Origin of the sequence: Pseudaminobacter salicylatoxidans, from assembly GCF_003148475.1 — a bacterium.
In the GTDB taxonomy this organism is placed as follows: Bacteria; Pseudomonadota; Alphaproteobacteria; order Rhizobiales; family Rhizobiaceae; genus Pseudaminobacter; species Pseudaminobacter salicylatoxidans.
The window spans coordinates 20269-39283 of sequence record NZ_QGGG01000015.1 but is presented as its reverse complement, the minus strand read 5'-3'; the positions used below and the strand labels follow the sequence as shown (position 1 = coordinate 39283).

General features: G+C 61.3%; 18 protein-coding genes and 1 tRNA gene. 11 read left to right on the top strand and 8 right to left on the bottom strand.

The features are described from left to right. Window positions 1-67 precede the first annotated feature (67 nt). Entirely contained in the window at window positions 68-1249 is a 1182-nt protein-coding gene (locus C7441_RS18730) for a hypothetical protein (protein ID WP_109614186.1), read from the top strand. A gap of 114 nt (window positions 1250-1363) precedes the next feature. On the opposite strand, the gene aspS is transcribed toward C7441_RS18730, so the two are convergent. Beyond that, window positions 1364-3154 carry an aspartate--tRNA ligase gene (gene aspS / locus C7441_RS18725; protein WP_109614185.1) on the bottom strand — a complete coding sequence of 597 codons (1791 nt, stop codon included), beginning with the start codon at window positions 3152-3154 and terminating at the stop codon, window positions 1364-1366. Between the two features lie 198 nt (window positions 3155-3352). Between aspS and C7441_RS18720 the strand changes: the two genes are divergently transcribed. Next, a complete protein-coding gene (locus tag C7441_RS18720) occupies window positions 3353-4585 on the top strand; it encodes an MFS transporter (protein WP_019170451.1) in 1233 nt (410 codons plus the stop codon). Between the two features lie 93 nt (window positions 4586-4678). Then, window positions 4679-5833, top strand: a complete 1155-nt coding sequence (gene rnd / locus C7441_RS18715; protein ID WP_109614184.1) for a ribonuclease D — start codon at window positions 4679-4681, stop codon at window positions 5831-5833. A 137-nt stretch (window positions 5834-5970) separates the two neighbouring features. Here rnd and guaB read toward each other — a convergent pair whose 3' ends face one another. Continuing rightward, window positions 5971-7473 carry an IMP dehydrogenase gene (guaB, locus tag C7441_RS18710; RefSeq protein ID WP_109614183.1) on the bottom strand — a complete coding sequence of 501 codons (1503 nt, stop codon included), beginning with the start codon at window positions 7471-7473 and terminating at the stop codon, window positions 5971-5973. A 582-nt stretch (window positions 7474-8055) separates the two neighbouring features. Here guaB and map point away from each other — a divergent pair. Together map and radC are read left to right on the top strand one after the other, a co-directional pair. Continuing rightward, window positions 8056-8883, top strand: coding sequence for a type I methionyl aminopeptidase (gene map / locus C7441_RS18705; RefSeq protein ID WP_019170453.1), 828 nt, complete (start codon window positions 8056-8058; stop codon window positions 8881-8883). 48 nt (window positions 8884-8931) lie between these two features. Continuing rightward, the gene (gene radC / locus C7441_RS18700) at window positions 8932-9687 is read left to right on the top strand and encodes a RadC family protein (protein WP_109614182.1); all 756 of its coding nucleotides are present in this window, start codon (window positions 8932-8934) and stop codon (window positions 9685-9687) included. A gap of 104 nt (window positions 9688-9791) precedes the next feature. Here the strand turns inward: radC and tig are convergent, their stop codons facing one another. Continuing rightward, window positions 9792-11267: a trigger factor gene (tig, locus tag C7441_RS18695; protein ID WP_109614236.1), complete on the bottom strand. Its 1476-nt coding sequence runs from the start codon at window positions 11265-11267 to the stop codon at window positions 9792-9794. A gap of 368 nt (window positions 11268-11635) precedes the next feature. On the opposite strand from tig, the gene C7441_RS18690 reads away from it, so the two are divergent. Beyond that, window positions 11636-11720 (top strand) — tRNA-Leu (locus C7441_RS18690). Window positions 11721-11885: 165 nt separating this feature from the next. After that, window positions 11886-12773 (top strand): class I SAM-dependent methyltransferase, encoded by an 888-nt coding sequence (locus C7441_RS18685; RefSeq protein ID WP_244916201.1) that lies wholly within the window; start codon window positions 11886-11888, stop codon window positions 12771-12773. 68 nt (window positions 12774-12841) lie between these two features. Here the strand turns inward: C7441_RS18685 and C7441_RS18680 are convergent, their stop codons facing one another. Both C7441_RS18680 and C7441_RS18675 read right to left on the bottom strand, forming a co-directional pair. Beyond that, the gene (locus C7441_RS18680; RefSeq protein WP_109614180.1) at window positions 12842-13417 is read right to left on the bottom strand and encodes a GDYXXLXY domain-containing protein; all 576 of its coding nucleotides are present in this window, start codon (window positions 13415-13417) and stop codon (window positions 12842-12844) included. After that, entirely contained in the window at window positions 13417-14529 is a 1113-nt protein-coding gene (locus C7441_RS18675) for a DUF2157 domain-containing protein (protein ID WP_170125186.1), read from the bottom strand. Before C7441_RS18675 ends, C7441_RS18680 begins: the two co-directional genes overlap by 1 nt. Before the next feature lie 235 nt (window positions 14530-14764). On the opposite strand from C7441_RS18675, the gene C7441_RS18670 reads away from it, so the two are divergent. The 4 genes from C7441_RS18670 to C7441_RS18655 all read left to right on the top strand — a co-directional run bounded on the left by C7441_RS18670 (window position 14765) and on the right by C7441_RS18655 (window position 17394). Continuing rightward, a complete protein-coding gene (locus tag C7441_RS18670) occupies window positions 14765-14905 on the top strand; it encodes a DUF1127 domain-containing protein (protein ID WP_019170459.1) in 141 nt (46 codons plus the stop codon). A 71-nt stretch (window positions 14906-14976) separates the two neighbouring features. Continuing rightward, complete coding sequence (locus C7441_RS18665) at window positions 14977-15117, top strand: DUF1127 domain-containing protein (RefSeq protein ID WP_019170460.1); 141 nt, start codon at window positions 14977-14979, stop codon at window positions 15115-15117. A gap of 340 nt (window positions 15118-15457) precedes the next feature. Further along, on the top strand, window positions 15458-16867 hold the full coding sequence (gene trmFO, locus C7441_RS18660) for a methylenetetrahydrofolate--tRNA-(uracil(54)-C(5))-methyltransferase (FADH(2)-oxidizing) TrmFO (protein WP_109614178.1): 1410 nt from the start codon (window positions 15458-15460) through the stop codon (window positions 16865-16867). A gap of 14 nt (window positions 16868-16881) precedes the next feature. Beyond that, on the top strand, window positions 16882-17394 hold the full coding sequence (locus C7441_RS18655; RefSeq protein WP_109614177.1) for a GNAT family N-acetyltransferase: 513 nt from the start codon (window positions 16882-16884) through the stop codon (window positions 17392-17394). Window positions 17395-17415: 21 nt separating this feature from the next. On the opposite strand, the gene C7441_RS18650 is transcribed toward C7441_RS18655, so the two are convergent. From C7441_RS18650 to yajC, 3 genes are read right to left on the bottom strand one after another with little or no spacing between them, the layout of a single operon-like run. Then, window positions 17416-18261 carry a phytoene/squalene synthase family protein gene (locus C7441_RS18650; protein ID WP_109614176.1) on the bottom strand — a complete coding sequence of 282 codons (846 nt, stop codon included), beginning with the start codon at window positions 18259-18261 and terminating at the stop codon, window positions 17416-17418. 1 nt (window position 18262) lies between these two features. Then, entirely contained in the window at window positions 18263-18649 is a 387-nt protein-coding gene (locus C7441_RS18645) for an Mth938-like domain-containing protein (RefSeq protein WP_019170464.1), read from the bottom strand. Window positions 18650-18673: 24 nt separating this feature from the next. Then, a complete protein-coding gene (yajC, locus tag C7441_RS18640) occupies window positions 18674-19015 on the bottom strand; it encodes a preprotein translocase subunit YajC (protein WP_019170465.1) in 342 nt (113 codons plus the stop codon).

Here is a 19015-nt window from a genome sequence, read left to right as displayed (position 1 = left end):
TTGCCTTTTTTTGCGAACTTTGAGCATGTAACCGCTAACGGCGTAATAATATCAAGGACCACGGCTGATGATCCGCTCGACTTTTCAAAAGCTTGCACTTTCGACCTTCCTCATATCCATGCCTCTGCAGGCCTATGCGCAGGACGCTGCGGCCGTTGCCGATCGGCTGAAGGAACTGCTGGCGGCGCAGAGCATGGACATGGACTGGCAAGCCGTCAGTGGCGACACGTCCAAAATGGTCCTGGAAGGCGTCACCCTCGGCACACCGGGCGAAAACGAGCGGCTTTCGATCGGCAACGTGACCTTCGAAGGGGTCGCGGAGGAAAACGGAGGCTACAGGATCGATACGGTCAGCACCGAGCCGTATCGGTTCACCGAGGACAAGACCGATGTCGAACTCAGCCCGCTGGTGCTGTCGGGTGTGTCACTGCCGGCTGCCGGCTCGTCCGATGTGGTTGCCTCGATGCTGATGTACGATTCCGCGTCGCTCGCCAGTCTCGACGTCAAGTCGGCCGACAAGCCAGTGTTTTCGCTGTCCAACCTCTCGGTGGAGGTCACGCCCCCCAAGGACGGAAAGGCGATGGAATTCACCGGTTCGGTGGAAAAATTCACCGCCGATCTGAGCGGCGTCGAGGACCCGCAGTCGAAAGCGGTTCTCGACGGTCTCGGCTACCGGAACATCAGCGGCTATATCGAAGCTGCCGGCTCGTGGCAGCCTTCCGATGGCACGATGTCGCTGTCGCAATATGACGTCACGGTCGACAACGCGGGCACATTGGGCCTTACCTTCGGTATGGGCGGTTATACGCCAGCCTTCCTGAAGTCGATGCAGGACTTGCAGAAGAAAATCGCCGAACAACCCGAAACCGACAATTCCACCCTTGGCCTCGCAGCGCTTGGGCTGATGCAGCAATTGACGCTGCAAGGCGCGACGATCCGTTTCGACGACGATTCGCTGACCGGCAAGGTGCTGGACTACATGGCCAGGCAGCAGGGCGTGAAGCCTTCGGACATCGCCAACCAGGCCAAGGCGATCGTGCCTTTCCTGACGGCACAGCTCAACAACCCCGAACTCTCTGGCCAGATCACGGCGGCAGTCGGCCAGTTCCTCGACGAACCGCAGAGCATCGCGGTGAAGGCCGAGCCGGGCTCGCCGGTGCCGTTCGCGCTCATCGCGGCGGGCGCCATGTCCGCGCCACTGGAATTGCCCAAGACGCTGGGCGTCACGGTACGCGCCAACGAGGAATGACGCGTAGGCTCTGCTCTCCTTTCGGGATCTGGGCCAGCTGATCGCAAAACACAAAAAAGCCCGGCATCGCTGCCGGGCTTTTTTGTTGCCGTGAGAATCGCTTGCGGGCGTTTCTCAATCTTCCTTCTTAGGCGCCATGATGCGCAGCGAGAGTTCGCGAAGCTGCGTCGGCGTGGCCTCGGCGGGCGCGCCCATCAGCAGATCCTGCGCCTGCTGGTTCATCGGGAACAACGTCACCTCGCGCAGGTTCTTGGCGCCGACCAGCAGCATGACAACACGGTCGATGCCGGCCGCCATGCCGCCATGCGGCGGCGCACCGTACTGGAAAGCACGGTAGAGACCGCCGAAATGCTCCTCGACTTCCTCGCGCGATTTGCCGGTCAGCTCGAAGGCCTTGACCATCACTTCCGGAAGCTGGTTGCGGATGGAACCCGACGCGATTTCGAAGCCGTTGCAGACCATGTCGTACTGGTAGGCCTTGATGGTCAGCGGGTCCTGGCTGGTGAGGGCTTCCAGTCCGCCCTGCGGCATCGAGAACGGATTGTGGGCAAAGTCGATCTTCTTCTCGTCCTCGAGCCATTCGTAGAAGGGGAAATCGACAATCCAGCACAGTTCGAAGCGGTCACGGTCAACGAGGTTCAGCTCCTCGCCTGCACGGGTGCGCGCCTCGCCGGCAAACTTGTAGAACTTGGCGGGGTCGCCGGCGACGAAGAAGGCGGCGTCGCCGTCCTCAAGACCGAGCTGCGTGCGGATCGCTTCCGTGCGTTCCTCGCCGATATTCTTGGCGATGGGGCCGGCGCCTTCGAGCTTTTCGCCTTCCTTGCGCCAGAAGATGTAGCCGAGGCCTGGCTGACCTTCGCCCTGCGCCCAGGAATTCATGCGGTCGCAGAAAGCTCTGGAGCCGCCGGTCTTGGCGGGGATCGCCCACACCTCGACCTTCGGATCGTTGGCGATCATGTTGGCGAACACCTTGAAACCCGAACCAGCAAAGTGCTGCGTGACCGCCTGGATTTCGATCGGGTTGCGCAGGTCCGGCTTGTCGGTGCCGTAAGTGCGGATGGCCGTGTCGTAGGGGATACGGCGGAACTTCTGTGTAACCGGCTTACCCTCCGCGAATTCTTCGAACACGCCGCGCATGACCGGCTCCATCGTGTCCCAGACGTCTTCCTGGGTCACGAAGCTCATTTCGAGGTCGAGCTGGTAGAACTCGCCCGGCAGGCGGTCGGCGCGCGGGTCTTCGTCGCGGAAGCAGGGCGCGATCTGGAAATAGCGGTCGAAGCCGGCCACCATCAGAAGCTGCTTATACTGCTGCGGCGCCTGCGGCAGCGCGAAGAACTTTCCCGGATGGATGCGGCTCGGCACGAGGAAATCGCGTGCGCCTTCCGGCGAAGAGGCCGTCAGGATCGGCGTCGAATATTCGGTGAAGCCCACCTCGCCCATGCGTTTGCGCATGTCGGCAATGATCCTGGTGCGCTGCACGATGTTCCTGTGCAGCGTATCGCGGCGCAGGTCGAGGAAGCGGTACTTCAGGCGAATGTCTTCCGGATAGTCCGGCTCGCCGAAGACCGGCAGCGGCAGCTCCTTGGCGGCCGACAGCACTTCCATCTCGCGGGCGAAAATCTCGATCTCGCCGGTGGGAAGGTTCGTGTTGACCGTCTCGGAGGTGCGCGCCTTGACCTCACCGTCGATGCGGACGACCCATTCGCCACGAACGGTCTCGGCGATCTTGAAGCACGGTGAATCCGGATCGGCGACGATCTGGGTCAGGCCGTAGTGGTCTCGAAGGTCAATGAACAGCAGGCCGCCGTGGTCGCGGACGCGATGCACCCAGCCCGACAGCCGAACGACCGATCCAACATCCGATTTTCTCAATTGGCCACAAGTATGAGTGCGGTAACGATGCATGATGAATTCCGGTCAGGAGGGTTGCTTGGCCATGCGGACACATATGCGTGCACAGCCGGAAAATTCGGCCGAAAAGCGCATGGGCGCAGTGTTTTGTCAAGGCGATGGCGCGTTCTGGATCATTTGGCGTCGGTTTGATGCTGGCAAAGCGTTCACCTATGGTCCACAAATCGGGCTCGTTCACCAGACAGTTGCCTGATGTCCTCCATTCGACCGCTGATCCCCCTTCTCATCGCCGCCGGGTTCCTGCTGGGCGGCAACGGCCTGCAAGGCACGCTGATTGCGCTGCGCGGGGCGCAGGAAGGCTTTTCCCCCACGGTCATCGGCTTCATGGGAACCACCTATTTCGCAGGGTTCCTGCTCGGCTGCATGGCGATCTCGCGCATCATGAAGTCAGTCGGGCATGTGCGCTCCTTCTCCGCGCTCGCCGCCATCGCCTCGGCGGTCACGCTGTTGCTCGTACTGGTCATCGACCCGGTGATGTGGTCCGCCATGCGCTTCGTCACCGGTTTCTGCTTCGCCGGCCTGTTCACGGTCATGGAGAGTTGGCTGAATTCAGGCGCGAAGAATCACGACCGCGCACGATTGCTCGCGCTTTATCGCATCATCGACATCGGGTCGGTGACAGGCGCGCAGTTCATGATTCCCGTCTTCGGCGCCGGCGGCTTCGCCATCTTCGCCATCATGTCGATCATGATCACCCTTTCGCTGGTGCCGGTGTCGCTCGGCGACCGCTCTAATCCGAAAGCGCCCGAGGACGTCAAGCTCGACCTGGTACGCGTCTGGCGTATTTCGCCGGTCGGCGCCATCGGCTGCGTCGCGGTCGGCATCACCAACAGCGCGTTCCGCACGCTGTCGCCCGTCTATGCCGAGCAGATCGGCATGTCGGTTGCGGATGTGGTGACCTTCGTGTGCGTCGGCATTATCGGCGGCGCGCTCATCCAATATCCGCTGGGCAGCCTTTCCGACCGGTGGGACCGCCGCAAGGTTCTGCTTCTCACCACCTTCCTTGCAATGCTTGCAGCTGTCGCGCTGGCCAGCTTTGCTGGCACCGACCCTGCAACCAACATGGTGCTGGTGTTCATCTTCGGCTCCTTCGCCATGCCGCTGTATTCGCTGTCGGCCGCGCATGCCAACGATCGCGCCGACAGCCATGAATTCGTGCTGGTGAATGCCGCGCTGATGCTTTTCTATTCGATCGGCGCCATCGGCGGCCCCTTCGCCGCCTCCACCGTGATGGAGTTTCTCGGCCCCCAGGCGCTATTCGGTTTCACGGCTGCGGTCTATGCCGTTTTCATCGTCATCATCTTCTACCGCATGGGTGTCAGCGAACCTGTCCCCGCCAGCCGGCGCAGCCACTTTATCGCCCTTTTGCGCACATCGACGGTTTTTGCGCGGCTGGCGCGGCGCAGGGGCGATGGCGGAAGGTAGCACCGGGCAGACGCTCTAAATTCCTCGCAAAGCTTGACGAACGGCCTTCGGACTGAAAGGAAATGGACTTTCCTTTCTTTCCAAAGAAATTTCATGCACGTCATAACCACTCAGCAAGAGCTTGAAACCGCTATCGCCGCGCTCGCCAAATCGGCTTTCGTGACGGTCGACACCGAGTTCATCCGCGAAACCACCTTCTGGCCGGAACTGTGCCTGATACAGATGGCTGCGCCGGGCGTGACCGCTCTGATCGACCCGCTTTCGCCGGACATCGACCTCAAGCCGTTCTTCGAACTGATGGCCGACAGCGCGGTGGAGAAGGTCTTCCACGCCGCCCGGCAGGACATCGAGATCATCTTCCATCTCGGCGACCTCATCCCGCACCCGGTGTTCGACACGCAGGTGGCGGCCATGGTGTGCGGCTTCGGTGACAGCGTCTCCTATGACCAGCTCGTCCAGAAGGTCACCGGGACACATCTCGACAAGTCGTCGCGCTTCACCGACTGGCGCAGCCGCCCGCTCACCGAAAAGCAGCTTTCCTACGCACTGGCCGATGTTACCCACCTGATTGACGTCTATCAGCATCTCAAGGGGCAACTCGAGCGCGACAATCGCAGCCACTGGCTCAACGAGGAGATGGAGGTATTGACCTCCCGCGAAACCTACGACCCGCATCCGGACGACGCCTGGAAGCGCCTCAAGATGCGCGTGCGCAAGCCGATAGAACTTGCCGTGCTGCAAGGCGTCGCCGCCTGGCGCGAGCGTGAGGCCCGTGAACGCAACGTGCCGCGCGGGCGGGTGCTGAAGGACGATGCAGTCTACGAAATCGCCCAGCAGCAGCCGCGCGACACCAATGCACTGGGACGCTTGCGCACCGTGCCGAAGGGGTGGGAACGCTCTTCCACCGCCGCCGCGCTGCTGGAGATCGTCAACAAGGCTTTGCAGCTTTCCAAGGAAGAACTGCCCAGGCTGCCCAAGCAACAGCACGCGCCGGAAGGCAGCAATGCCGCCGCCGAACTGCTCAAGGTGCTGCTGCGCCAGATTGCCGAAAAGGAAGGCGTGGCCGCCAAGGTGCTGGCATCGAGCGACGACATCGATCGCATCGCCGCCCAGGGTGACAAGGCGGACGTGCCGGCCATGCACGGCTGGCGGCGGGAAGTGTTCGGCAACGACGCGGCACGGCTCGTCCGCGGCGAACTCGGCGTGAAATTCGAACAGCGCAAGGTGGTCGTGTTCGAAACCAAATAACACCGGTCGAGGCCGGGACTCTCCAAGCAAAAGCGGCCGCTCCGGGATCGGGGCGGCCGCTTTTCTTTGGGCGACTGAGCTTGAGTGCGATGATATTTTATCGCATCCAAGCTATTGTTTTAACGTGATCTTTTCGATCAGAAGCTGCCGGGATAGTTCGGGCTTTCGCGCGTGATCGTCACGTCATGGGCGTGGCTTTCGCGCAAGCCCGCTGTCGAAATGCGCACGAAGGTCGCCTTGTCGCGGAAGTCCGTGAGGTTGGCGCCGCCGACATAGCCCATCGCGGCGCGCAGGCCGCCGGCAAGCTGATGCAGGACGCCGGCGACGGGGCCCTTGTAAGGCACCTGCCCTTCGATGCCTTCGGGCACCAGCTTCAGCGTATCGCGCACTTCCGCCTGGAAATAGCGGTCGGCCGAGCCGCGCGCCATCGCACCCACCGAGCCCATGCCGCGATAGGCTTTGAAGGAACGGCCCTGATAGAGATAGACCTCACCGGGGCTTTCATCCGTGCCGGCCAGAAGCGAACCGATCATGGCCGCACTGGCGCCGGCGGCAAGCGCCTTTGCGAGATCGCCGGAGAACTTGATGCCACCGTCGGCGATGACGGAGATGCTTGCCTTATGCGCGGTTTCGACGGCGGCCATGATCGCCGAAAGCTGCGGCACACCAACGCCCGCGACGATGCGGGTGGTGCAGATGGAGCCAGGCCCAATGCCGACCTTCACCGCGTCTGCGCCGGCGTCGATCAACGCCTGCGTGCCGTCGGCGGTCGCGACGTTACCGGCCATGATGCGCACGGAATTGGAGAGCTTCTTGGCCCGCGTCACCGCATCCAGCACGCGCTGGGAATGGCCGTGCGCGGTGTCGATGACCAAAAGGTCCACGCCGGCATCGATCAGGCGCTCGGCACGCTCGAAGCCGTCATCGCCCACGCTGGTGGCCGCAGCCGCGCGCAGGCGGCCTTGCGAATCCTTCGACGCGTTGGGATTGAGTTGCGACTTCTCGATGTCCTTGACGGTGATGAGGCCGATGCAGTTGCCGTCATTGTCCACCACCAGCAGCTTTTCGATGCGGTGCTGGTGCAGCAGGCGCTTGGCTTCGGTCTGATCGACATTGTCCTTCACCGTGACCAGATTCTCGCGGGTCATCAGTTCATGGACCTTCTGGGCCGGATCGTTCGCGAACCGAACGTCGCGATTGGTGAGAATGCCGACGAGGCGGCCGGTTCTATGGCCGCCTGTACCGCCCTTCTCGACCACGGGAATGCCGGAAATGTCGTGCGCGCGCATCAGCGCCTGGGCATCGGCCAGCGTTGCATCGGGACCGATGGTGACGGGGTTCACCACCATGCCGGATTCGAACTTCTTGACCTGCCGCACCTGCTCGGCCTGTTCGGCCGGCGTGAAATTGCGATGGATGACGCCGATACCGCCAGCCTGCGCCATGGCGATAGCGAGCCTTGCCTCTGTCACCGTATCCATGGCGGCCGAAAGAATCGGAATGTTCAGCTCTATGTCGCCGGCGATCACGGTACCGATGTCCGTCTGGCCGGGCATGATTTCGGAGTGACCGGGCTGCAGGAGCACGTCATCAAATGTCAGCGCCGTGGCGCCGGTTGCGGTTTCTATGATCTTTGCCATGCCTAGCCCTCGATACGGGAAACGCGCGCTGTACTCGGGATGAGCAGCGTCGACTCGTCTGTTTCCGTCAGGAATGGCACCGGCTCGTATCACGTCTATCCCGCGAAGGAAAGCGGCACGGCCTGCGTTTTCCCATCGATATAAGATCGGATGGATGATGCCGGTTCCAAGCCCCCCGCCCGAAACCGGCATCACCGTCGTGAATCCGGCACGTCATCGAACGCAAAAGCCTCGATGGTCCCCCGATCCACGGCGCCGCCGCTACCATGGCTTGCGGCACGGGCGACAAATTGCCTTCGGTCCCGGCTGCGGTCAACTCCCCACAAAGCGTCTCATGATCTGTAACCGACAGAAATCAGCGCTTTGGCCCGCCCCTCGCCGAGAAAGGCATAATACTGGATGAACACCTTACACGTGGCCGCAGCCACCGATACCGACCCGAGAACCCCTTTCCATGCGGAGCAATCGGTCGCATTTCGTGCCTTTGATCGCCTTTGGGCTTGAAGAAAACGCCCTCAGGTGTCACATCATGGCGGTCCCGGGTTTTCGCGCACCCGCCTTTCGACACGCAGGTTTTATCACATGGTCACCTATCTGGACGCCGCAACGGCACCGCTTCGCAATACCGGTCAGATTCGCCTTTACGGCGAGGATGCGTTCGTGGGCATGCGCAAGGCCTGCAACCTGACCGCGCGCTGCCTCGACGAACTGGCTGACATCGTCAAGCCCGGCGTGACGACCAACGCGATCGACCGTTTCGTCTTCGAATTCGGCATGGACAATGGCGCTCTGCCCGCCACACTGAACTATCGCGGTTACACGAAGTCGACCTGCACCTCGATCAATCACGTCGTCTGCCACGGCATTCCCGACGACAAGCCGCTGCGCGACGGCGACATCGTCAATATCGACGTTACCTACATCCTCGACGGCTGGCATGGCGACGCAAGCCGCATGTATCCGGTCGGCACCATCAAGCGCGCCGCCGAGCGCCTGCTGGAAGTGACCTACGAATGCCTGCTGCGCGGCATTGCGGCCGTGAAGCCCGGCGCGCGCACCGGCGCGATCGGTGCTGCCATCCAGAGCTATGCGGAAGGCGAGCGGTGTTCGGTGGTGCGCGATTTCTGCGGGCACGGCGTCGGCCTGCTGTTCCATGACGCGCCGAACATCCTGCACTATGGCAACTCCAACGAGGGCGTCGAACTGCGCGAAGGCATGATCTTCACCATCGAGCCGATGATCAATCTCGGGCGGCCGCATGTGAAGGTGCTCTCCGATGGCTGGACCGCCGTCACGCGCGACCGCTCGCTCTCGGCGCAGTATGAGCACACCGTGGGCGTAACCGCAGATGGTTGCGAAATTTTCACGCTGTCGCCCAAGGGGCTCGACCGGCCGGGCCTGCCTTTCTAATATCCTTCCGGACGCCGTCACGTGCGGCGAGCAAGCCGGGGGGATTGCATGGTCGATGACCGCAACGATGAGCGCAGTTTTTTCGCCGAACGGCCGCCGCGAGACCTGAAACCTTCCCCACCGTCGGAAGAGAAGCCGCATTATCTCGGCCATCGCCAGCGCCTGCGCGAGCGCTTCCGGCAGACCGGGCCTGACACGCTCTCGGATTACGAAATCCTCGAACTGCTGCTGTTCCGTTCGATCCCGCGCGCCGACACCAAGGAACGCGCCAAGGCGCTGCTGAAACGCTTCGGATCTCTCGCGGAAGTGCTTGGCGCACCGGAACGCTTGCTGCGGGAGGTGGAAAATATCGGTGAAGGCGCCGCGCTCGACCTCAAGATCGTGGCGGCCGCGGCGCAGCGCATGGCGCGAGGCGAAATTCGCGGGCGCGAGCTGCTGTCCTCATGGAGCCAGGTGCTCGACTACTGCCGTGCCGCGATGGCGTTTGAAGAGCGCGAACAGTTCCGCATCCTCTTTCTCGACAAAAAGAACGCGCTGATTGCCGACGAGGTGCAGCAGATGGGAACGGTGGACCACACCCCCGTCTATCCGCGCGAAGTGGTGCGTCGCGCACTGGAGTTATCGGCCACGGCCATCATTCTCGCGCACAACCATCCCTCCGGCGACCCGACACCGTCGCGCGCCGATATCGAGATGACCAGGACCATCATCGAGATTGCCAAGCCGCTCGGCATCGCCGTGCACGATCACATCATCATCGGCAAGAACGGTCATGCCAGCATGAAGGGCCTGCTGCTGATCTGATCAGCGGTCCTCACGACCTGAGCACCGGCAAGGCGCACAGACAGGCAAAGAAAAAGGCCGCCCGATCCGGACGGCCTTTTCATTATCATTTCTGAAAGAGCGCCTTATTCGGCGTCGCCTTCCTTGGCGGCCTTCTTCTTCGGCGCTGCCTTCTTCTTCGGCTCTTCGGCCGCAGCGTCGTCGGCCTTCTTGGCGGCAGCCTTCTTGGTCTTCTTCTCAGGCTTGGCCTCGGCGGCCTCGTCCTCGTCGTCGGCCATCAACTCTTCCTTGCTCACCTTCTGGTCGGTGACGGAAATCTGCGTCAGCAGATGGTCGATGACCTTTTCCTCGAAGAGCGGAGCGCGCACCGTGGCAAGCGCATTCGGGTTGCCACGATAGAATTCGAAGATTTCCTGCTGCTGGTTGGCCGGATAGCGGCGCACGACGTCGAACAGCGCGCGCTGCATCTCCTCATCGCTCACCTGCACGCCCGCCTTCTCGCCGATCTCGGCAAGCACCAGGCCAAGGCGCACGCGGCGCTCAGCCAGACGCTGGTATTCGGCGCGGGCTTCCTCTTCGGTGGTGTCTTCGTCAGCAAAGGTGCGTCCGGCAGCAGTGAGGTCGCGATTGACCTGCTCCCAGATATTGTTGAACTCCGCTTCGATGAGCTTCGAAGGCGCCTCGAACTTGTAGCTCTCGTCGAGCTGGTCGAGAAGCTGGCGCTTCACCTTCTGGCGGGTCATCGAGCCGAACTGGCTCTCGATCTGGCCACGAACGATCTCGCGCAGGCGCTCCAGCGATTCGAGGCCGAGGTTCTTGGCCATCTCGTCGTTGATTTCGAGTTCGCCCGGCTTGGCGACTTCCTTGACGGTGATGTCGAAAGTGGCTTCCTTGCCGGCCAGCTCCGCGGCGCCGTACTCCTCCGGGAAGGTCACGGTGATGACCTTCTCATCGCCGGCCTTGATGCCGACGAGTTGATCCTCGAAGCCGGGGATGAATTCCTTCGAACCCAGAACCAGCGGCTGATCGGAGCCCGTGCCGCCATTGAAAGGCGTGCCGTCGATCTTGCCGATATAGTCGATGGTGACGCGATCGCCTTCGGCGGCCTTGCCTTCCTTCGGCTCGTAGGAGCGCGAGGATTCGCCGATGCGCTTGACCTGATCGTCGACTTCCGTTTCCGGCACGTCGTAGACCGGACGGGTCACGGCGATCTTGCTGAAATCCTGGATTTCGATGGTCGGGACGATTTCATAGGCAAGCTGGAATTCGAAGTCGGCACCGCCGGCCAGGATCTTCTCAGCTTCCTTCTCGTCCTCGGTCATGCTGACCTCGGGCTGCATGGCGGCCTTCTCGCCACGCTCGGCGATGATGGTGCGCGTGGAATTAGACAGGATCTCGTTCACGACCTCGGCCATGAAGGACTTGCCATAGACCTTGCGCAGGTGCTGCAGCGGCACCTTGCCCGGCCGGAAGCCATTGAGACGAACCTTGTCCTTGGCATCGTTGAGCCGTTCGACGAGCTTGGCTTCCATATCGCCGGCCGGAACGACTACCTTGATTTCGCGCTTAAGACCGGAATTGAGAGTTTCGGTTACCTGCATCATCAAACCTTTGTTTTCACGACTGCCACGGGGCAAACGGCATACCGCTCGACCTGCGGAGATTTTCGTGGCGGGATAGTCCTTCGGTGCGGGTGAAGCAATATGTGCAGGATGGTTTTGCCATCAACACAGCAATTACTCTCGATGCGCTCCAGAACTTGGGTAAGTCTTTGTTTTGGCTGCTTCTTACCACATTCGCTCGAAGCGTGAATTTGTAACCCGTCACATTCGACACGCCTTTTGTCATAGACGGACCGATTTTTCAACACTCTTCGCGCGTTACCGCCCTTTCAAAACACTCTTGTACACCTATCGTTCGATTGCGACATTGACATAATGATGGCCGCGTGAGATTTGCGACCGCACCTGCGGATGTGGCGGAACTGGTAGACGCCCCGGATTTAGGTTCCGGTGCCGAAAGGCGTGGGGGTTCGAGTCCCTTCATCCGCACCACCTCTTCCCGACCTCGATGAAATGCCGCGCCCGGTGATGTCTGCGTTTTAAGCGGGCGGTCGCACAGAAAGATCTCGCGACAGCTTTTTGCGAGAAGCTGAGCCTCAAGCGTCACAGAGCGGTGAAATTCTGTATGCAATCAGGGGTGGTGGGCGCAAATTGCTCTTGGCCAGCTCGAATTTTAGGCGCCTGCCGTTCCGCATCGACAGAAAACCTGAAGTTTCCCTGTCGGCCGAACCTGGGCGCGTATTTACCATATTTTCCGGTAATTTACGCACGGAGATGGACAGGGCGAATAAAACGGTTAACAACCGGTTAATTAGCAATGGAGCGCGAGCTGTAGCCATGAGCGCAAGCGATATATTTGAAAATATATTAGCAAAACCGAAAATTGATCCTTATACCAATCGAAACAGTATCGAGTTTAAGTTTCGAGAAAGGCGTTTCGCGACAATTAGAAATATCCTGAAGTCCATTATCGATGAAAAGGGATCGGCAAGTATTCTCGACCTGGGCGGGACGGAAACCTATTGGAACATCGGTAAGGAATTCATCGAAGCCAATCGCAACCGCCTGCACATCACCATCGTGAATACGCTGGAAGCCTCAACTGAGAATGGCGGTATCTTCACCTATCACCAGATGAGCGCGACCGATCCTGACCTGTTCAAAGGGCAGGAATTCGACTTCGTGCACTCGAATTCGGTGATCGAGCATGTCGGCGCCTACGCAGACATGCAGGCATTCGCGGACAATACGCGCCGACTCGCGCCGCGCTATTATGTCCAGACACCGAATTACTGGTTCCCGTACGAACCGCATTTCCGCTTTCCTGGCTTCCAATATTTGCCGGAACGAGTCCGTTGCACATTGATAATGCGTTATTCCCTCGGCTTTTTCCGCCGCATCGAAGACAAGGCAGAAGCCGAAGACATCATCCAGCACCACAGGCTGCTGTCTTCGCGGCAAATGGCTGCATTGTTCCCCGATGCTGCGATCAGCCACGAGAAGTTCGCCAAGCTCAACAAGTCCATCATCGCCATCAAGGCGTGAGGAGCGGCCATCGCGTGTGACCCGAAACAGGCAATGCCCGGCCCGCGTGCAAAGCGGGCCGGGGAGCCTCAGTAAAGCGGCTCGGAAAACAGCTTCCTGTCGCCGTCCATCAGCGCCTTGATCTGCATCGCGCCGTCAGCACTGACGGCAGCCACTATGCCGAAGCTGCGCACGCGCATGTCGCGCTCGATCGCCTTGCCCTCGCCTTCCGGCAGATAGAAACGGCCGATGCCGTAGTCGATGCGCAACGTGGCGTGCTCGTCTTGCGGCAGGCCGGAGGAAATGGTCCCAAGAACGTCCACCTCGCCGTCGGCGGGCGCTGCGGGCAGGCTGCTGCCCAATGCTGCCGAAACCGGATGCCAGAAGCCGTCCGCGCCTTTGCGCAGACGGACGCGGATCATGCCGTTCGTTTGTGCCTGGGCACCACGATTGACGACCAGACCGGCCGGGACATCGGAGATTTCATAGCCAAGGCGGACAAAATCGCCACGCAGCAGATCGCGCGGATCGACCGGCTCCACCTTCAGCAGCACCTCCTGTCCGCTGCGCAGGACCATGGCGCGCGATGCGATCGTCCAGCCCAGGAAACCGACCTGCAGCAGGGAAAGGACTATTGCCGAGATCAAGAGCCTGCTTCCGGTCATTATGCTGCTCCCGCCTGCTTGAGGGGGCCGTCCTTGATGCGTCTTTCGACCCGGATGATGACGATTGCAATGATGCCCAGAACGATGCCGGAAGCGAGGAACAGGCCGGCCGTGCCCAACATGCTGCTGATCATCACTATATAAAGGAAGCACAGTTCCAGCCCGAAGCCCGCATAGGCGATCCAGCGCAGCATCCGGCTGTCACGCCCTGCGAGATAGAGCGCCGCAGCCACGCCGCCAAAGGTGACAAGGGCTGCAATGACGAGACGTCCGGCCTCGTCGACCTGATCGATTTGGACCATGGCAAGTCCGCACAGGAAGCCGATCAGGCAATGAACGGCCAAGCGGCCGCGCAAGCGAACCACTGCCTCCACGCGCTGCGGCAGATAGACCGCCAGAGCAAACACCGCCGCAGATATCATCGCCAAAGCGATACCCGTGCCCGTCGCATCGTGGAGGATGCCGAACAGGCCCGCATAGAGAATGAGCGACAGCAATATGACATGGCGCGCCCGGATGCTCCCGGTCCAGTAGGAGATCAACCACACGATCGCCGCGATGACTACAAATAAATGCGGAAGCGCGTGCAGATCCCAATCATTGAAAACCGTCACCACCATCCAGACCGTTCCGATACCGGCTGCAGCGACCGTGAGCGGCCCCGAACGCAGCATCGTGGCCGCGAATGCCGTGCCGACGCACCAGGCCAGCATGGCTGCGCTTTCGTCGCCATCGAGGTGATACATCTGCCCGATCAGCGCAATCGAGCCGCCGAAGGCGGCCGCACCGACCAACCACGACGCTTCTGCAATGGCGCCCTGCCCTCGGCGCTTCAGCAGCGCACCGCCGACATAGCTGACGACAATAATAGCGAACAGGCCCGTCACCCGAAGCAGGCGCGGAATGACTTCCCAGTTGGCGGCGACCAGAAGCAGAAGCGCCGCTCCCAGCAGCAACGCGGCCATGAGAGCCAAAACGAAACCGAAACTGAAAAGACGGCTTTCGTTTGCCTCGACATCGCCTGCAAGAACCTGTCCCGTCGCAGCATCTATGAGCCCCTTATCGACCCAGCGTGCGATATCCTGTCTCACCCGTGCTGAATATGGTGCCAATGCGTACCTTCCAGACTTGACCGATGCAAAAAGAACACGCCTAAACCGTTGTTGTCACAGGATTTCTACGATCCGGTCACAATTGCGCCACAGCCTCTAAAACCGATTAATGTTGCAATGCACAAAACGCATTGCTGCCATGCAACCACGGCTCTTTTAAAGCATGACGGACAGGACTATCTACGCGGCGTACACAGCGATTGACAAATGAATTGAAGACGAAACGAGCCCAACAATGAACCTGATCCGCAATTATCGCAACTGGCGCCGCTACCGTGAAACCGTTTCCGAGCTGAGCCGCCTTACGAACCGCGAACTGACCGACCTCGGCATCAACCGCAGCGACATTCCCTTCGTCGCGCGCAAGTCGATCTGATCGGTTCGATCTGAATACCGGGCCATTCGGCCCATGTCCGGCCATGCAGGCAATATAGAGAGCAAGAACAAATGAACATCCTTCGCAACTTCCGCAACTGGCGCCGCTACCGCGAGACCGTCTCCGAGCTGAGCCGCCTTTCCAATCGCGAGCTGAACGACCTCGGCATCAACCGTAGCGAGATTCATTCGGTCGCTCGCCGCTCGATCTAATCTGAATTTCGCCGGAGCAATCCTCCTCCCGGTTCCGGCGAATAAGGTCAGTGATATCCTCCTCCCGTCACTGACCACCCCAAACGGCACCTGCCGGACCTCCTCCCCCGGCAGGTGCTGTTCTCCCAGGGTCTTCGCGCCCTCCAAACGGCGAAAGAAATTTCGTCGGCGCCTACCTCCTCCCAGGCCCCGATGAATAAGGCCAGTGATATCCTCCTCCCGTCACTGACCACTCTAACGACACCCGCCGGAACCTCCTCCCCCGGCGGGTGTTGTCGTTTCAGGGCAAGGCCGTGCAAGCTCGATTGATTTCCTGCCTCCATCAGCCTATTTCCCACCCATGACAAACAAACCCCTGCACATCATCGGCGGCGGTCTGGCCGGTTCGGAAGCTGCCTGGCAGGCGGCACAGGCCGGCGTGCCCGTCACCCTTCATGAAATGCGTCCGGTGCGCGGCACCGATGCCCACAAGACCGACGGCCTGGCCGAACTGGTCTGCTCCAATTCCTTCCGTTCCGATGACGCGCAGGCGAATGCCGTCGGGCTGCTGCATGCAGAGATGCGGCTGGCAAACTCGCTGATCATGGCTTGCGCCGACGCGCACCAGGTTCCGGCCGGCGGCGCGCTGGCGGTTGACCGCGACGGCTTTTCGGCCGCCGTTACCGCGAAGCTCGAAGCCCATCCGCTCATCACCATCCAGCGCGAGGAAGTGGCCGGACTACCGCCGGAAGACTGGGAACAGGCGATCATCTCCACCGGCCCGCTTACCGCCCCCTCGCTGGCCGAAGCGATTGCGCAGCGCACCGGCGCGGATGCGCTGGCCTTCTTCGACGCCATTGCGCCGATCGTGCATTTCGACACGATCGACATGAACACCTGCTGGTTCCAGTCGCGCTATGACAAGGTCGGCCCCGGCGGCACCGGCAAGGACTACATCAATTGCCCGATGGACAAGGCGCAGTACGAAGCCTTCGTGCAGGCGCTGCTGGATGGCGGCAAGACGGAATTCAAGGAATGGGAAGGCACGCCCTATTTCGATGGCTGCCTGCCCATCGAGATCATGGCCGAGCGCGGTGTGGAGACGCTGCGCCACGGGCCGATGAAGCCGATGGGCCTCACCAACCCGCACAATCCGACCGTCAAGGCCTATGCGGTCGTCCAGCTCCGGCAGGATAATGCGCTGGGCACGCTCTACAATATGGTCGGCTTCCAGACGAAGCTGAAATATGCCGAGCAGGTGCGCATCTTCCGCATGATTCCGGGGCTGGAGAATGCGGATTTCGCGCGACTTGGCGGGCTTCACCGCAACACCTACATCAATTCACCGACGCTGCTCGACTCAACGCTGCAACTCAAGGGCCGAGCCGGCTTGCGTTTTGCCGGCCAGATCACCGGTTGCGAAGGCTATGTGGAATCGGCCGCCGTCGGCCTGCTCACTGGACGCTTCGCCGCTGCCGAACTGCAAGGGCAGATGGTTTCGACGCCACCCGTCACCACAGCCTTCGGCGCGCTGCTGAACCACATCACCGGCGGCCACATTGTGTCCGACGATGAGCCGGGAAAGCGGTCGTTCCAGCCGATGAACATCAATTTCGGCTTGTTCCCGCCCGTCGAGGCCCCGAAGATTGAAGGCAAGCGCCTACGCGGCAAGGACAAGACGGTGGCCAAGCGTCACGCGATCACCGCGCGTGCGCTTGCGGATTGCCGGACCTGGCTGGGCCTCAGCGAACAGGCCGAGGCTGCCGCCTGACACCGCAAGCCGTCATGCTCCCGTCCCCGACAGCAAGGCTGACCTTTCGCCAGATGAGGCGTCAAGACGTGCCAGCCATATGGTCCATCTTCGCGGATCCGCTGGCGCGGCAATTCTATCCTGCCACGCAAGACATACAGGCCGCGCATGACTGGGTGGAATGGAATCTCGGCAACTATGCCGAGCATGGTTTCGGCCTGTGGGCGCTGGCCTTGGACGGAGGCGAACTTATCGGCGATTGCGGGCTCACATGGCAGCGCGCGGGCGAAGAAGAGGTTCTGGAAATCGGCTACCATCTGGCGGCGAAGCATCGTGGCAGGGGTTACGCCATCGAGGCCGCCCGCGCCGTGCTCGATTTCGCCTTCCGCTCTACGGACGAGAAGCAGGTCGGTTCGATCGTCTCACCGGAGAATGGTCCCTCGATGGCAGTGGCTGAGCGTCTCCACGACTTGCGCAGAGATTATTTCAACGCGCGTGGAGAACCCCGCATTCTGTTCCACACGCGGTGCGTTTCAGCAACTTCCTGAAGGCAACAACGGGTTGCCCGCTTATTTCCAGCCGCGCGCGGCATGGCGGAAGAGGATCGCGTGCCGCTTCCACGCGGCCACCTCGGCATGCTCAGCAACTGCCTTGCTTCCCATCCGGCGCAGCCGGTTGAGATATGCACCGGTTAGAGCCACGGGCAGGAAAGCAGGACGCAGCGATGCGGGCAATGTGCCCGCACCCTTCTCAAAAGCGGCCAGATGCTCGACCGCAAGCGCGATCATGGCCGCGAGAGCTCCCTCGACCCCGTGCCCGCCGCCGTCCGCGATGAACTCTTCCGGCGAGCACCCGACCGCCGCGAGGATATCGCGCGGCACGAAACATTGTCCCCGCGCGCGGTGCAGCGGCAGGAGGCGCAGCAAGCCGGCAATTGCCTGCGCACAACCGGCATGGCCGGCAAGCGCGGAAAATTCGCTCGCGGCTTCCCGATCCAGCACCATGGCCGAAAGCTGGATGATCGCCCCCGCGGTTTCGCCGCAATAGCCTTCGAGATCGTTCCGTGACGGCATCGGGTCGTTGTAGAGGTCGAATATGCGTGCTTCGAGATAATTGGCAAACGCCGCCTGCGGCAGTTGGTGCTTCGCCATGGCCTCGACCAGCGCTTCCGCGACGGGATGGCCGGCAGCCGCCTGCTTCGTGCCGGTTTCGAGCACGTCGCGCCACCATTGCAACCGCACCTCGCCCGGAAGCGCCTCGCGGATGCGGTCGCGCACGCCTGCGATCTCGGCATTGAAGGCATAGAGGGCAAACAGCGCAGGACGCTTGTTCTCGGGCGCATAAAGGGCGCTGAGATAACGGTCGCGATCGGCAGCACGAACCGCGTTCATCACGATGCCGGCATGATCGTCCATGTCAATCGACGGCAATCATGGCTGCGGCCACCGCGCGGTCCTCGGCCAGCAACACATTGTAGGTCCTGACCGCCGCACCGGTGGACATGGGATCGGAGGAAATGTTCAGGTTCCGGAAGGCGGTGCGCAAAGCTTGCGGCAGGGGCCGCAAGTCACGTCCCGTGCCGACCAGCAAAATCTGGATATCGGCGGCCTCTTCAAGAACCCGTTCGAAATCCGCGACGGCAAGTGCGGCGCTATCCGCGGGCTCCCAGCCATAAATGCCGGAAGGCAGGCACAGCAGCGAGCCGCGATGCGACATATCCGCAAAGCGGAAGCCGCCATTGCCATAGGCTTCGATCGGTGCCCGGCCGGGAAAATGCGCTTCGCGGATGATAATCCCGGCCATGAGTCATGCCCTGGCGAAGAACGCTTAGTTCTTCGCGTTCTGGTTGGCCACCGGCTCGCCCTTCACGCGAACCTCGGCAATGGTGGAACGCATCGCGGTCACCTTGAGGCCGCCGCCGAGATCGATTTCGAGTTCATGATCGCCCACCACCTTGGTGACCTTGCCCACGAGACCGCCGCCGGTGACCACCGTGTCGCCACGGCGAATGGCGGCCAGCATTTCGCCGCGCTTCTTGAGCTGCTGACGCTGCGGGCGGATGATCAGGAAGTACATGATCACGAAGATCAGGACGAACGGCAAAACGCTGATCAGCATGTCGGGGCTGGCGCCGGTTGCGCCCTGTGCGTATGCCGGTGTCACGAACAT

What these genes read in the sequence shown, in the direction of transcription:
- C7441_RS18730 (WP_109614186.1), top strand. Translation starts at nt 68, where the DNA reads ATGATCCGCTCGACTTTTCAAAAGCTTGCACTTTCGACCTTCCTCATA.
- aspS (WP_109614185.1), bottom strand. Translation starts at nt 3,154, where the DNA reads ATGCATCGTTACCGCACTCATACTTGTGGCCAATTGAGAAAATCGGAT.
- C7441_RS18720 (WP_019170451.1), top strand. Translation starts at nt 3,353, where the DNA reads ATGTCCTCCATTCGACCGCTGATCCCCCTTCTCATCGCCGCCGGGTTC.
- rnd (WP_109614184.1), top strand. Translation starts at nt 4,679, where the DNA reads ATGCACGTCATAACCACTCAGCAAGAGCTTGAAACCGCTATCGCCGCG.
- guaB (WP_109614183.1), bottom strand. Translation starts at nt 7,473, where the DNA reads ATGGCAAAGATCATAGAAACCGCAACCGGCGCCACGGCGCTGACATTT.
- map (WP_019170453.1), top strand. Translation starts at nt 8,056, where the DNA reads ATGGTCACCTATCTGGACGCCGCAACGGCACCGCTTCGCAATACCGGT.
- radC (WP_109614182.1), top strand. Translation starts at nt 8,932, where the DNA reads ATGGTCGATGACCGCAACGATGAGCGCAGTTTTTTCGCCGAACGGCCG.
- tig (WP_109614236.1), bottom strand. Translation starts at nt 11,267, where the DNA reads ATGCAGGTAACCGAAACTCTCAATTCCGGTCTTAAGCGCGAAATCAAG.
- C7441_RS18680 (WP_109614180.1), bottom strand. Translation starts at nt 13,417, where the DNA reads ATGACCGGAAGCAGGCTCTTGATCTCGGCAATAGTCCTTTCCCTGCTG.
- C7441_RS18670 (WP_019170459.1), top strand. Translation starts at nt 14,765, where the DNA reads ATGAACCTGATCCGCAATTATCGCAACTGGCGCCGCTACCGTGAAACC.
- C7441_RS18665 (WP_019170460.1), top strand. Translation starts at nt 14,977, where the DNA reads ATGAACATCCTTCGCAACTTCCGCAACTGGCGCCGCTACCGCGAGACC.
- trmFO (WP_109614178.1), top strand. Translation starts at nt 15,458, where the DNA reads ATGACAAACAAACCCCTGCACATCATCGGCGGCGGTCTGGCCGGTTCG.
- C7441_RS18655 (WP_109614177.1), top strand. Translation starts at nt 16,882, where the DNA reads ATGCTCCCGTCCCCGACAGCAAGGCTGACCTTTCGCCAGATGAGGCGT.
- C7441_RS18650 (WP_109614176.1), bottom strand. Translation starts at nt 18,261, where the DNA reads ATGGACGATCATGCCGGCATCGTGATGAACGCGGTTCGTGCTGCCGAT.
- C7441_RS18645 (WP_019170464.1), bottom strand. Translation starts at nt 18,649, where the DNA reads ATGGCCGGGATTATCATCCGCGAAGCGCATTTTCCCGGCCGGGCACCG.
- yajC (WP_019170465.1), bottom strand. Translation starts at nt 19,015, where the DNA reads ATGTTCGTGACACCGGCATACGCACAGGGCGCAACCGGCGCCAGCCCC.